The organism is Methylobacterium nonmethylotrophicum (assembly GCF_004745635.1).
In the GTDB taxonomy this organism is placed as follows: domain Bacteria; phylum Pseudomonadota; class Alphaproteobacteria; order Rhizobiales; family Beijerinckiaceae; genus Methylobacterium; species Methylobacterium nonmethylotrophicum.
Genome location: NZ_SRLB01000012.1, coordinates 1 through 12,534, shown reverse-complemented (window position 1 = coordinate 12,534; position 12,534 = coordinate 1). Strand labels below are relative to the sequence as shown.

Genomic DNA, 12,534 nt, shown 5'->3' with positions numbered 1-12,534 from the left:
ATGAGGTGGGATGCGGCGCAGACCTGACGGCGCAGTCCCCCTTCCCATAGGCCGGGCCGCGCGCGGGGGGAGCCGCCCCGGGATATGGCCACCTAAGTCCGGGTGCGTTCAGATGTGGTGGCAATGCCTCGGAGTAGCATCCGCGCCGCGGCGCGAACCCTGTGAGGTCTCGAACATGTCCCTGAGGTCCATCGCGAACGTGACCGCGCGCCGTGGCACCCCAACATCGGGCGGCACGGTCGGCCCCGCTGCGGGCGCGACGTCGCTCGACGGCCAAGCCCCCGCGACCCCGCGGAGACACCGTCCGGCCTGGCCGGAGGCGTGGGCCGGCGCCGCGGAGCCTGTCGGCCTCCACCAGGCGTTGCTCGTCCTCGATATCGAGACGGTGCCCGACGAGGAGAAGGTCCCGGCGGATTGGCCGTCCGACAGGTTCCCGAAGGCGGCCTGGCACAAGGTGATCGCGGTCTCCTTCGTCGAGGCGGCCATCGCCCGCGACGCGGCGACCGGGACCGAGGCATACCAGATCCGGTCGTGCCGGAGCGGGGGCGAGCCAGGATGGGACGAGGAGCGCCTGCTGCGGGCCTTCTGGAAGTTCTTCGCGGCCGGCCGCTACAGGGTCGTGACCTGGAACGGCCGCAGCTTCGACCTCCCCACGCTCCTGCTGCGCTCGTTGATGCACGGTATCGCGGTGCCCTCCTGGTACAGGAGGGGGACCAAGTGAGACGGCTACGGCCGCCGCTACGCCGTGGACTGGCATGCGGACTTGATGGAGGCGATGGCCGAGTACGGGGCCTGCGCGCGCCTGACCCTGGAGGAGGCCGCCGGGCTCGTGGCCCTGCCCGGGAAGCTGGGCGAGCACGGCTCGCAGGTCGCCGCCATGGTCGCCCGCGGCGAGATCGGGCGCGTGCGGGCCTACTGCGAGACCGACTGCCTGAACCTCTTCGTGCTGTACCTGCGCTGGGCGCACCTCACCGGAAAGACCAGCCCGGAGGCCCACGACGCGGCCGTGGACGGCCTGATCTGGTACCTGGGAGCCGAACGCTTGGCGCGCCCGCATCTCGGTGTCTTCGTGGACGCATGGCGGCGGGCGACCGAATCCCGGCCCGCCTTCGTCTCCCGGCCGCCGCGGTCTTGGCCCGACGTCGCGGGTTGAGATCGGCCGGCCCGGACGCTCCCGCGCACGGCCGGGACGGGCTCGCCGGCGCCGCGGGCTTGGTCGGACGGGGGCAACCATCGTGAGCCGAGCCCCCTGGGAAGGGATAGAACACGCCGTCCTGTCCCGCCGGACGTCCTCGACGCCGTTGGGCCGAGGCGAGCACGCCCCGGCAAGATAGGCCGCGACGCTCTGGCTGACACCCGCGCCGATTCAGCCAGCCGCACTCAGGTCCCTGGTCCTCCCGAGCACGCCCGCCATCGCCGGTGCAATGTCCGTCGAGCGCGTGACCGAGGCCCCGCCCCCGGAAACCAGATCCAGGTCGTGACGCCGGCCGGGGGCCATGGGCTCGCTGATCAGGCGCCGGCACAGCAACTCGGCCAGCGAGGGGTCCTCGACGGCACAGACGATCTGCCGACCCGACCGCTGCAGGGCGGAGAGCACCTCGACGAGGTGCAGGGCCCGGAAATCGTCGATGTGCTGAACCGGGTCGTCGAGCATGAGCGTCCGCCAGGTGCACCACGGTCGGGACAGGTGCACGGAGAGGAGGAAGGCTAGGCCGGCTGCGCGCCTCTGCCCGCTGCTGAAGACGAATTGCGGGTTCAGCCCGTTGCCGACCCTCAGGCTCAGGAAGCGCTTCACGTCGCCGCGGATGCCGTAATCGATGGTGCGCCACTCGGAATGCGGGCGTAGCCGTTGGTACAGCTCGTTCAGCAGCGGGCTGATGACCGCGAGGCGCTCGTCGATGATCTCGGCATTCGTCCTGCGGACGGTACGGTCCAGCGTCCGGGCGGTGGTCACGGCCGTCCGGACCCGCGCGAGCCGGTCCCCCGCGGCGTCGGCCTCCACCCGGAGCGCTTCGACGTGCGCTTCGAGATCCGTCACGCGTTCCACCGCTTGCGAGGCCTCCAAGGTGAGGATGCTCCGCTCCAGGTCGATCAACCGACTCCGTTCGGCCTGCACGGCCGCGTCGAGGGCGCCGGCGTCGTGCGCGAGCTTCCCGTCCAGCGAGCGTCGCACGAGCTCGGCCGACAGCGCCTCTTCGCGGGCCGACAGCTCGGCCTCGGCGGACGCGAACCGGAGGACCGCTGCCTCGGTCTCCCGCAGGATCTCGGCCGCGGCCTCGTGCCGGGTCCGGGCCGCCGCGAGTTCGGCGCGCGCCTCCGGCACCCCCGAGTGCCGGGCGGCGAGCCGCTCACGCGCAGCCGCGAGCCCTGTCTCGAATTCGGAGGCGCCTTGCGGCGCGCGACAGAGCGGGCAGCGGTCGTCATGAAGCCCGACCCGGCTGCCATGGTCGACCAGGATGGCCAGCGACGCGGCGAGCGCGTCGGTCTCCTGCTCCCGGCGAAGGCGCGCCTCGGCGGCCTCCAGCGCGTGGCGGGCCTCCCGGACCGCGGCCTCGGCCTCGGCCGCCGCCACCGCCGCCGCGTCCCGGCCCGCCCGAAAGTCGGGGCCCGCGACCGTGTCGCGCAACGCGGTCACCGCGCGAACCTCGTCCGCGACCCGGCCCATCTCGCCGAGGCCCAGCCGGCGGCCGGCCAGCGCCTGCCGCGCCGCCGAGACCCGGCTCCCCAAGTCCTGGCCGCCGGCCGCCGTCAGCCCATCCAGGCTGGACAGGGCCGCGGCGATGTCGCCGGCCTTCAGGGCGACGTCCCGGGTTTCCTCCAGGTCGGTCAACGCCGCCGTCAGGCGCGCGCGCGCCTCCTCGTAGGCGTGCGCGGCGGCATTGTGCGTGCCCTCGGCGGCGGACAGGACCTCTCGCGCCTTGGCGGCGTAATCCGGACCTTCGATGGCGCCCAGCGCCGCGCGTACGAGCTCGAAGCGCTGCGTTTCCGTCAGGTCGAGGCTGAGCGCCGCGATCCATTCGTCGCGGATGATAGAGGTCCTGCAAACCTGCTGCAGCGCCCGCTCCGGCTTCGCGCCCGGAACGCAGAGCATCGCCTCGATGCGCGCCGCGTCCCGGTCGGCGCCGGTCTCGCGCGAGCGCGTCACGGCAAAGGCGCTCCCGTCATCGGCACGGAATCCCACCGTGACGAAATGCGCCTCTGGCTGCCCTTCGCCGCGCCACCAGACATAGTCGTCGAGGCTTTCCTTCGCCGCCTTGTCGACGAGGTACTTGTCGATCTGGCCCGTGAGGGCGAACTCGACCGCGTCGCACAGCGTGCTCTTCCCGACGCCGTTGCGTCCGCAGATCACGGTGAAGCCGGGCCCGAAATCCACGCGTTGGCGCTCCCGGAAGCCCCGGAAGCCGCACAGTTCAAGGTAATCGAGCCTCATGGCGCATCCACCAGGATGCGCGCCACGTCGGAAGCGCTCGCGGCGCCCAGGAAGGCGGCCACCGCGGCGTCCGGAACGTCGCTCAACCGCGCCCGCAACCGCGCCTGGTAGTCGGCGCCGCCGATCGTGGGTGCGCTGAGGACCGGCAGGAGGGGCAACAGGGTCCTGCGCAGGTCGGCGGCCGTGCGCAGGTCGCCGCGCGCGATCTTGCGGGTCATGGAGAAGTCCTCCTCGATCCGCTCGATCTGCCGCGCGAGGACGGGGTCGGAACCGCTGGCCAGGAACAAGGCGTAGACGTTCCAGGCCTTCGCGCCCGCGGAGCGCAGCGCGGCCGCATGTCGGCCGAGCGTGGCCTGCTGGACTTGCCGCCAGTCGGCGAGCAGGCCCTCGCCGCTCCCGAAGACGTGCAGGAACCCGGCGACGGAGGCGTTCTCGAAGCAGACGACCGGCACGCTGCCGCCCGGCCAGGTCCATGTCTCGTAGCCGGCCGAGCGGAGCAGCACTTCGGATTGGGTCGCGATGTCCATCACACACCGAGCTCCTGGCGTGCGGCGGGAAGGTCGAGCCACGCCGCTGATGCGCCCGGCCGGATGATGTCGCCCGGACGGCCCTCCCGCACGAGGTTCACAGGCAGGCCGACGTCGATGGCTCCGGCGCAGACCACGACGTCGGCGACGTCGAACGGCGTTTCCCTGAACCGGTCCTGCGTCGTCTGGAGCAGCGTGCCCGAACCGTTCACGACCCTGACACGACGGCCCGCGAGATCATAGCCTATGGATGTCTGGACGGCGCCGGCGCGGCGCAGCAACAGGTGCGCGTAGCCCAAGACCTCGGAGTGGCCGGGGTTGCGCAAGGTTGCGGCGGCGGTGGCCGGCACCCCCTCGGCGTCCCGGCGAAGGCCGTAGAGGTCCTCGCTGCCCAGATCGGGCGGATCAAGCCAGGTCGGCTCGCACGCCGCTCCCGTTTCCCTCTCCAACGCGGCGCGTCCGGCGTGCAGCACCTTGCGGAGGTAACCCTGGGAGAACGCCCTGCGAAGTTCGTCCAGGACCTCGGCCCCCGAGCGCCTGACATGCGCGAAGCGGACGTTCCCCGAATTGGCCAACGTCCAGAGTTCGGGGGCCTTGGCCTGCAGGACGTCCTCGCCCGCGAGGTCGACCAAGGTCACCGACAGCGGCGCGACGCCCGTCATCGCCTCGGCGAGAACGGCATTGAGGTAGGACCAGTCCGACCAGAAGCCGACGACGAGCAGGTCCTTCTCGCGCAGGTTCGCCGCCATCCAGGTCTTGGTCTTGGCGATGCGCGCGGCGACCACGCCGTCCTCGGTGAGCTGGGAGGCCGTCCAGACCGTGGCGCGGCGCTCGCGCACCGAGCAGCCATGGAACTTGAGCAAGGGCGCGTGCTTACGGGCCCGCACGGTCGCCTCGTCGCCGTCGAGCGAGGCGGCGAGGTCGAACCCGTAATCCTGCGCGCGACGCTCGATCAGGTTGTCGTAATTTGCCGAGACGGCGCCGGCAGCCATGCGCGTGATCAGGAAGTCCGCCACCGCCGCGTGGCCGGCGTTCGGCGGCCTGACGAAGCTCTCCCAGGGAACGAGGGCCTCGATGAAGACCGAGCCGAGGGTGTCGTCCCTCGCGAAGATCTCCGCCAAGGCTTCCAGGTCGCCGCGCAACTCCGGCGGGCACGCGGGGTCGATGCTCATAACGTACCGGTCGTAGCAACTGGCGGCCACGGACCATGCCGACGGTAGCGAACTCGGCGGCGCCATCGACAGGCCGGCACCGCAGAGTATGACGAGGCGCCCCGCCTCCATGGAGGCGAGCAATCGCGCACGAACCGCTGCGTCCAAGCCGCCCCCCCTTTGCCGCGCAAACCTTCGCGATGGCGATAGACCGAGATCACACTCAAGTTGACATCCTCCCCGCCCTGAAGGACGGGGATTCCTACCGCGTGTCAGGCCGCCAGGGCCGGGCCCGCCTCGGTGGGTTCCTGGGCCGACGCCCGAACGGGCGAAGCATCTCCGCAGGCTAACCGGGCGTGCCCCGCCCTTGCGATGTTGATCGACGCCACGTCGTCCGCATTCCCCGCATGGCCGCACGCCACGCACCGGAACACGGCCTGGCTCGGGCGGTTCCCCGCCGCCACGTGCCCGCACTCGGGGCACGTCCGGCTCGTGTTCGGAGCCGGCACCGGCAGCAACCAGCCGCCGAGCCACTCCTGCTTGTACCCGACCTGCCGGCGGAACTCGCCCCAGCCCTGGTCCAGAATGGCCTTGTTCAGTTCCGCCTTCTGCCGGACGTTCACGCCCGGCTCCTCGACCGTCCCGGCCGCGCTCGCCGTCATCGCCCGCACGTCCAGGTCCTCGACGCAGACCACCGCGTGGTTCTTGCTGACGGTCGTCGAGGCCTTGTGCAGGAAGTCGGAGCGGATGCGGGCGATGCGTGCCTGGACCCGTTGTACCTTCGCCTTCGCCTTCCTCCAGTTGCGGCTGAACTTGGTCTTGCGGCCCATCGGCCGCTGCGCCTTGGCGAGCGACGCCTCGGCCTTGCGGAACGCGTTCGCCGGCTCGATGACGGTGCCGTCGGACAGCGTGGCGAAGCGCGTCACGCCGACGTCGATGCCGACAAGCGTCGTCGACGGGTGGACCGGCCGCTCGACCTCGCGCTCGGTCTGGACCGAGACGTGCCACTTGCCGGCCTTCAGCGAGACGGTGACCTGCCCGACCCCGCCCTCGACGGCGCGGGAGGCGCGGCAGCGCATCCAGCCGAGCTTGGGCAGGCGGATGCGCCCGTTCGGCTGGTCGAGCTCGACCTTCTGCGGGTGGCGGAAGGCGTCGTTCTTGCCCTTCCTCTTGAACTTGGGGAACTCGGCCCGTCCCTCGAAGAAGTTGCGGTAGGCGCGGTCGAGGTCCTTGAGCGCCTGCTGCAGAACCTGGCTGTGCACCTCCTTGAGCCAGGAAGTGTCGGGTTCGGCCTTCCAGCCGGTGAGGTGCTTGCAGAGGTTGGCGCAGGAGAGGTGCTTCCCGCCGGCGGCGTACCTTTCCTTCCGCAGGGCGAGGGCCCTGTTGAAGACGTAGCGGCGCGCGCCGCAGGAGCGGCGCATGAGCCGTTCCTGCGCGCCGTCGGGCCGGAGGACGAACCGGTATGCTTGGACGCGAAGCACAGGCCAAGGATAGAACGAATGCGGAACGAAGGCAAGGGGATTGGATCGGTGCCCGGGCAGGCTTCTGTCGCGGCCGGCGATATCCATCCCCGCCCTGAAGGACGGGGCCTTCCGCGCTTCTACGGTCACCGGAACCAATTCGCACCCGACCGGGTGGACGCTTTCGTGGCATGGCTTCGCGGCATGCCGGGCCGCGGCTTCCTGGGACGGCCGGCGAACTGGCCCGCCTGACAAGCGAGCCGCGGCGCCGACCGTCACCGTCCCGGCCGCCGGTTCGTGAACCCGGCCGCTCAAGCCTTGTTCGTGAACCGCGCGGAGGCGGCCTTGCCGCCGACCTTGAGCGACACCGTGGCCACGACCTGGCCGGTCGCCGCGACGGGCAGCTTGCCCTGCACGCTGTTGGCCCCGGCCGGGCTGAGGGCGACCTTGTAGCTCTTGCCGCCGACGAGCACCGTTGCGGTGCCTGAGACCTGCGCTGCCGGAACGGGCTTGCGCATCTCGTCCAGGATGTAGACCGTCACGTCGGTGTCCTTCACCACGAGTTCCAGCCAGAGCTCCTGGGCCTCCTGCACGAGGCCGCCGTGCACGGCCTGGGGCGGCTCGCCATGGGCGAGGGCAGAACCGGATGCGAGGCTGAGGGCGAGAATCAACGGTATCGCGTGGGTCTTCATTGCAAGTCTCCGTGCGGTCTTGTGTTCATCTGGCCGCGTGCCATTCCGCGCGACCTTCGCCGCCGAAGGCCGCAGGGTCGGAGCGGCTGACGGCAAGCGTCCGATCCTGCCGCCCATGCCGTCTGGACGCGTATGCCGCGACGGCTTGGTTCGGGGGACGACGGACGGGCCTCCAATGCGCCGCCGGGCCGGTGTGAAGGCCCTGTCGGCGACCGCGTCGCGGGCCGCGGCCTTCAATGGCTGTGCTTGTGGCCTGGGCCCCCGTCCGGCTGCGACGCAGTCGAGGGTAGGTCAGCCGGCTTCGTGCCGTCCATGCCGGCGGTACCATGATTCATGCTGCCGTGGTCGCCGGCTGCCTGCGCCTGCATCCACAGGTCGTTGTAGTCGTCGTCGGACAGGTCCGGCAGCTTCCGCAGCAGCGCGACCGTCGACCAGAGCATCTCGTCCCCGTCGCTCGCCATCGACGGCATGCCGCTCATCTTGATCCCGTTCTTCAGGATCCAGAACAGCTCGCCCGGGCTGTAGCGCCCCGCCGCACCCTTGAGGTTGGGCGGTTCGGGATACATGCCCTCGGCCACCTCGCTGCGCTTGGCGCCCGGTCCGCCATGGCACGTGGCGCAGTGCTCGGCGAAGTGTCCGACGGCCGGCACCAACCTGGTCTGCTCGTCGTAGCCCGGCGGAGGCAGCAGGCCGGCCGCATGGGCTCGGATCGAGCGCACCCGTGCCGTGTCCAACACCCACGTGGTCAGGGCCCAGTGAGGCTCCGTGGCGGCGACGTTGAAGACGCCCGCGTAGACCACGGCCGCGGCGGCGACCGTCGCCAGGATGCCGGCCGAGAGCAACGTGAGGAAGACGATCTTGGCGGTTCGCATGGAGGTGTCCTGAGTGACCGGTTTCGAGCCGGGCCGCCCACGCGTCAGGTGCGGGGGCGCCGTCGGCCGACCTGGGATGAGCGCGCTCTCGTCGGATTGGTCTTCTCACCGCGCCTTCTGGATGCGCGTGATGGCAAGCTGCCCGTTCACCCGGTCGGCGGAGAACCGGACCCGGTCACCGGCCTTCACCCCCTTCAGGATGGCGGGGTCGGCGACCCGGTAGGCCATGGTCATGGCGTCCATGTCGATGTTCGGGATGCGCTCGTGGTCCAGCGTGACCTTGCCAGAGGCCTCGTCGACCTTCTGGACGGTCCCGCTCACGAGAGGCGTGTTGGCGACGGGCTTGGCGGGGGACGCCGGAGCGGGCGACGGCGACGCGGGCTGGGCCGAGCCCCCCGCCTGGGCCTGGCGGTCCAACGGACCCTGGCCGGACGGCGTCTGGTTCGGCTGCGGCCGGTAGTCCGACTGTCGGTTCCGGACCTGCCATTCCTTAAGGGCGTCGATCTTCTGCTGCTGCTCGTCCTGGATCTTCTGCGCGGTCTCGCGCAGCTGCCGGTCGCCGCCGTAGTCGAGCTGCGCCTTGGCAAGGAAGAGGGACTGCTCGTAGCTCGCGATCAGGAGCTCGGCGAAGTCCCGGTCGGGGTCGCCGGTCAGCTTGAGGTTCCTGAAGCGGTCGGCCATGACCTCGCGCACGCGCTCCAGGGCGGCCGGGGCACCCTTGGCAGGTTGCGCCCAAGCCGCCCCCGATACCGGGCCGGCGAGCGCCACGGCCATGGCGGCGGCGAACAGGGATAAACGTCGCATGTGACTTCCTCCGCGGCATGGGGCCGCCGCGCGGGATCGGGCGTGTCCGCGCGGCGGGCCCGTTCGAGGCGCTACTTGGCTTTTTGGATCTTGGTGACGGTGTACTGGCCGCCGGCTTCGTCGACGTCGAACTCGACCTTGTCCCCGGACTTCAGGTCCTTGATCATCGCCGGGTCCTTGACCTTGTAGGCCATGGTCATGGCGTCCATGTCGAGCTTCGGGATGCGCTCGTGGTCCAGCGTGACCTTGCCGGACGCCTCGTCGACCTTCGTGACCGTGGCCTTGACCGATTGCGCCCAGGCCGGACTCGCCAGGGCCAGCAGCGCGGCGAGGGCGAAGGGAGGTACCTTCCTCATCGTATTCTCCTGATGGTCGCTGTGCCGCTGCACGGGCACTTGTTCAGGGGGCGATGGTGCCCGCGCAGCGGCTTTCGGGCGGACTAGGTCCACCCGAATTCGTCCGCCGGTCCGCGCCCGCATCGGGGCGCCGTTCCGGCGGAAGCTCGGATGACATCCGGCATCGCCGGGTCAGTGGTTTCCGTGACCGCCCGAGTTGGAGGCCGTCCGGCGCTTGCGCGGGTCGACCACGCGCAGGTCCGTCTCGCGGGCGCGCTTGCCCCGGGGGGTGTTCGGATCGCGGCTGGGTTCGGGTAGGGGCTCGCCCGTCCACTCGTAGGCCAGCGTGCCCTCCGGGTGCTGGTACCAACCGGGGTCCCTGTAGTCGCCGGGCGCCACGTCGGGGCGGACCTTCAGCACGGTGAACATGCCGCCCATCTCGACCGATCCGAACGGGCCGGCGCCGGTCATCATCGGCAGCGTGTTCTCGGGGAGCGGCATCTCCATCTCGGCCATGGAGCCCATGCCGGTCGAGCCCATCGGCATGTAGCCGGGCGCGATCCTCTGGATGCGCTTCGCCGTGCTCTTCAGGTTCACGCCGATGTAGGTGCGCACCGAGTGGCCCATGGCGTTCATGGTGTGGTGCGACTTGTGGCAGTGGACCGCCCAGTCCCCCAGGTTGTCGGCGTTGAACTCGATGGCCCGCATCTGGCCGACCGCGACGTCCGCGGAGACCTCGAACCACTGGCGCTCGGGCGGGATCCAGCCGCCGTCGGTGCCCGTGACCTTGAAGTCGACGCCGTGGACGTGGATCGGGTGGTTGGTCATGGTCAGGTTGCCGAAGCGCATCCGCACCTTGTCGCCCTGGCGCGCGACCATGGGTTCGATGCCCGGCCAGACCCGGCTGTTGAAGCACCACATGTTCATGTCGAGCATCGTGTTGACCTTGGGCACGTAGGACCCGGCCTCGATGTCGTAGGCGTTCAGGAGCCAGACGAAGTCGCGGTCGACCCGCCGCTCGGCGGGATCGCGCGGATGCACGACGAAGAAGCCCATCATGCCCATCGCCATCTGGACCATCTCGTCCGAGTGCGGGTGGTACATGAAGGTGCCCGAGCGCCTCAGGATGAACTCGTAGACGAACGTCTTGCCCGGCGGAATGCCGGGCTGGTTCAGGCCCGCCACCCCGTCCATCCCGTTGGGCAGGGTCTGGCCGTGCCAGTGGACGGCGGTCGCCTCCGGCAGCTTGTTGGTGACGAAGATGCGCACCTTGTCGCCCTCTACCGCCTCGATGGTCGGCCCGGGAGACTGCCCGTTATAGCCCCAGAGATGCGCCTTCATCCCGGGGGCCATCTCGCGCACGACCGGCTCGGCCACGAGATGGAACTCCTTCCAGTCCCCGCGCATGCGCCAGGGCAGCGTCCAGCCGTTGAGCGTCACCACCGGCTGGTAGTCCACCCCAGTGGTCGGCACGAGCGGCGGCTGCGTCGTCGCCTTGTCCATCGAGGGAGCCTCGGGCAGGCCGGCGGCCTGCGTGCGGCCGCTGATCATGGACGTTCCTGCGAGGACGAGCCCCCCGGCGCCCAGCAGTCCCCTTCGCGAGATGTCAGTCATCGGTTTCTCCATGGGTCTCGTGGGGGAGCGGCATCAGCCGCCGGGCGTGGCGGCCGCGAGGGTTTCGCCTCCGCCGCCGGCCACCGCCTCGGCTCCGGCCGACTCGCCCCCGAAGCCTTCGCCGGTGAAGCCGCCGCCGATGACGGCCGCCCTGAGGTCGGTCGCCGCGATCCAGAAGTCGCGTTGGGCCTCGATGGCCTGGATATTGCTCAGGATCCGCGAGCGGGCGTCGATGATCAGCGTGGTGACGTCGATCAGCATGCCGCTGTACTGCAGCAACGCCTGGTCCTGGATCGTCTTGCGCAGCGGCAGCACGCTGCCCTGGTAGTGCCGGGTGATGTCGTATTGGCCGCGGTAGCGCTGGTAGGCCTCGCGGACCTCCGAACGGGCGTTGACCGCCTTCTCCGCGAGGCGATGGGCGGCGCCGAGATAAGCCTCCCGCGCTCCGCGCACCACCGTCGTCCCGAAGTCGTAGATCGGGATGACCAAGTCGACGGTGTAGCCGCGGCCGAAGCTCTTGTCGCGCGTGACGTTGAAGCCGCCCTGCTCGTTCAGCTCGAACGCCTTCGAGCGCTCGTAACGGTCGGAGTAGCCGATATCGAGCACGTTGATGAAGCCGCTGACTTGGTTGAGGCCGTACTGGCCCGCGAGCGACTGGAGTTCGAAGCGCGCCGTCTGGATGTCCGCGCGCTTCTTGATCGCCTCGGCCTCGATCTGGGTGCCGCTCACCAGCCGACCGGGCAGCGACGGCAAGCCGTTCGGCAGCTTGAAGTCGATCTCGCGCCCCCACAGGCCGAGCAGGCGGATCAGCTTCTCGCGCTCGACCCGCTGCAGGACGCGCGCCTTGGCGAGCTGCGCCCCGAGCTCGCTGTAGAAGGCGTGCTCGCGCGCCTGCTCCAGCTTGTTCAACGCGCCCGTCTCGCCGAGCTGCTTGGCCAGGGTGGAGGCGGAGCCGGCGCTCGCGAGCGCCTGCTCCAGGTAGGCGACGGACTGGTTCGCCGACACCGTGCGATAGAACTGGCGCCGCGCCTCGCCGGCGAGGCGCAGGACCTGCCCGACCGCGCGGTACTGCTCCGCCCTGAAACGGTTCCGCGCGATGGGGATGCGGACCGGCAGCGTCAGGAGCTCGATGAGGCTCGCGGTGAGCGAGCGCTCGACCTCCAGGGTGAAGTCGCCCCCGGTCCGGCTGAGGGAGAGCCGCGGGACCGGCGGCAACGTCGCCTGGACGAACTCGGCTTCCGACACGCCGAGGTCGTTGAAGGACGCCTGCAGGGCGCGGTTCTTCAGGAGGGCGACCTGTACCGCGCTGTCGGGCGTGAGCGGGCGCCGCAGCAATTGCTCCGCACGGGCCGCGGCGCCGATTGCCGCTGTCTCGTCGGACACCTTCACGATGTCCTTCCGCAGCTCCAGGGCGGCGTAGCCGTGCGCCGGGCCAAGACCACCGTCGGCCGAGAAGCCCACGCAGCCGCCAAGCGTCACCCCGACCGTTACCAGGAGGGCGGCGGTCCGGGCGCGACGGCCGGGCGACGCTGCGGCGACCCGGCACGCACCGGACCCGCGAGACTGAGGCGAGGTCATCCGTGGGTTCCCTTTGGGGGTGAGTCCGTGGGCGGGCGGGGTTTGGTTACAGGGCTCGCGCATCACCGCCC

Annotated in this window: 10 protein-coding genes and 1 pseudogene; 1 reads left to right on the top strand and 10 read right to left on the bottom strand. The window is 70.5% G+C overall.

Annotated features, from left to right (window positions below; translation table 11 throughout):
• The first annotated feature begins 10 nt into the window (after window positions 1–10).
• Window positions 11–1,153 (top strand): annotated as a pseudogene (locus tag EU555_RS17070) (3'-5' exonuclease).
• Between the two features lie 213 nt (window positions 1,154–1,366).
• Here EU555_RS17070 and EU555_RS17065 read toward each other — a convergent pair.
• The 10 genes from EU555_RS17065 to EU555_RS17015 form a co-directional block, all read right to left on the bottom strand.
• Window positions 1,367–3,430 carry an ATP-binding protein gene (locus tag EU555_RS17065; protein WP_135416183.1) on the bottom strand — a complete coding sequence of 688 codons (2,064 nt, stop codon included), beginning with the start codon at window positions 3,428–3,430 and terminating at the stop codon, window positions 1,367–1,369.
• A complete protein-coding gene (locus tag EU555_RS17060; protein WP_099900508.1) occupies window positions 3,427–3,957 on the bottom strand; it encodes a hypothetical protein in 531 nt (176 codons plus the stop codon). The genes EU555_RS17065 and EU555_RS17060 overlap by 4 nt, the downstream gene beginning before the upstream one ends.
• A complete protein-coding gene (locus tag EU555_RS17055) occupies window positions 3,957–5,129 on the bottom strand; it encodes an SIR2 family protein (RefSeq protein WP_236012695.1) in 1,173 nt (390 codons plus the stop codon). Before EU555_RS17055 ends, EU555_RS17060 begins: the two co-directional genes overlap by 1 nt.
• Before the next feature lie 251 nt (window positions 5,130–5,380).
• Window positions 5,381–6,676, bottom strand: coding sequence for an RNA-guided endonuclease InsQ/TnpB family protein (locus EU555_RS17050; protein WP_273557159.1), 1,296 nt, complete (start codon window positions 6,674–6,676; stop codon window positions 5,381–5,383).
• Between the two features lie 203 nt (window positions 6,677–6,879).
• Window positions 6,880–7,260 carry a hypothetical protein gene (locus EU555_RS17040; RefSeq protein ID WP_060850403.1) on the bottom strand — a complete coding sequence of 127 codons (381 nt, stop codon included), beginning with the start codon at window positions 7,258–7,260 and terminating at the stop codon, window positions 6,880–6,882.
• 233 nt (window positions 7,261–7,493) lie between these two features.
• Window positions 7,494–8,132, bottom strand: a complete 639-nt coding sequence (locus tag EU555_RS17035; RefSeq protein WP_091891602.1) for a c-type cytochrome — start codon at window positions 8,130–8,132, stop codon at window positions 7,494–7,496.
• Between the two features lie 105 nt (window positions 8,133–8,237).
• The gene (locus EU555_RS17030) at window positions 8,238–8,936 is read right to left on the bottom strand and encodes a copper-binding protein (RefSeq protein WP_091891599.1); all 699 of its coding nucleotides are present in this window, start codon (window positions 8,934–8,936) and stop codon (window positions 8,238–8,240) included.
• 71 nt (window positions 8,937–9,007) lie between these two features.
• Complete coding sequence (locus EU555_RS17025) at window positions 9,008–9,292, bottom strand: copper-binding protein (protein ID WP_091891596.1); 285 nt, start codon at window positions 9,290–9,292, stop codon at window positions 9,008–9,010.
• Between the two features lie 171 nt (window positions 9,293–9,463).
• Window positions 9,464–10,885 carry a multicopper oxidase family protein gene (locus EU555_RS17020; protein ID WP_091891621.1) on the bottom strand — a complete coding sequence of 474 codons (1,422 nt, stop codon included), beginning with the start codon at window positions 10,883–10,885 and terminating at the stop codon, window positions 9,464–9,466.
• 33 nt (window positions 10,886–10,918) lie between these two features.
• Window positions 10,919–12,526, bottom strand: a complete 1,608-nt coding sequence (locus tag EU555_RS17015) for a TolC family protein (protein WP_091891593.1) — start codon at window positions 12,524–12,526, stop codon at window positions 10,919–10,921.
• Window positions 12,527–12,534 lie beyond the last annotated feature (8 nt).

Excerpts from the sequence above, each read along its gene's own strand:
- EU555_RS17065 (WP_135416183.1), bottom strand. The coding sequence starts at position 3,430 with ATGAGGCTCGATTACCTTGAACTGTGCGGCTTCCGGGGCTTCCGGGAG.
- EU555_RS17060 (WP_099900508.1), bottom strand. The coding sequence starts at position 3,957 with ATGGACATCGCGACCCAATCCGAAGTGCTGCTCCGCTCGGCCGGCTAC.
- EU555_RS17055 (WP_236012695.1), bottom strand. The coding sequence starts at position 5,129 with ATGAGCATCGACCCCGCGTGCCCGCCGGAGTTGCGCGGCGACCTGGAA.
- EU555_RS17050 (WP_273557159.1), bottom strand. The coding sequence starts at position 6,676 with ATGGATATCGCCGGCCGCGACAGAAGCCTGCCCGGGCACCGATCCAAT.
- EU555_RS17040 (WP_060850403.1), bottom strand. The coding sequence starts at position 7,260 with ATGAAGACCCACGCGATACCGTTGATTCTCGCCCTCAGCCTCGCATCC.
- EU555_RS17035 (WP_091891602.1), bottom strand. The coding sequence starts at position 8,132 with ATGCGAACCGCCAAGATCGTCTTCCTCACGTTGCTCTCGGCCGGCATC.
- EU555_RS17030 (WP_091891599.1), bottom strand. The coding sequence starts at position 8,936 with ATGCGACGTTTATCCCTGTTCGCCGCCGCCATGGCCGTGGCGCTCGCC.
- EU555_RS17025 (WP_091891596.1), bottom strand. The coding sequence starts at position 9,292 with ATGAGGAAGGTACCTCCCTTCGCCCTCGCCGCGCTGCTGGCCCTGGCG.
- EU555_RS17020 (WP_091891621.1), bottom strand. The coding sequence starts at position 10,885 with ATGACTGACATCTCGCGAAGGGGACTGCTGGGCGCCGGGGGGCTCGTC.
- EU555_RS17015 (WP_091891593.1), bottom strand. The coding sequence starts at position 12,526 with ATGCGCGAGCCCTGTAACCAAACCCCGCCCGCCCACGGACTCACCCCC.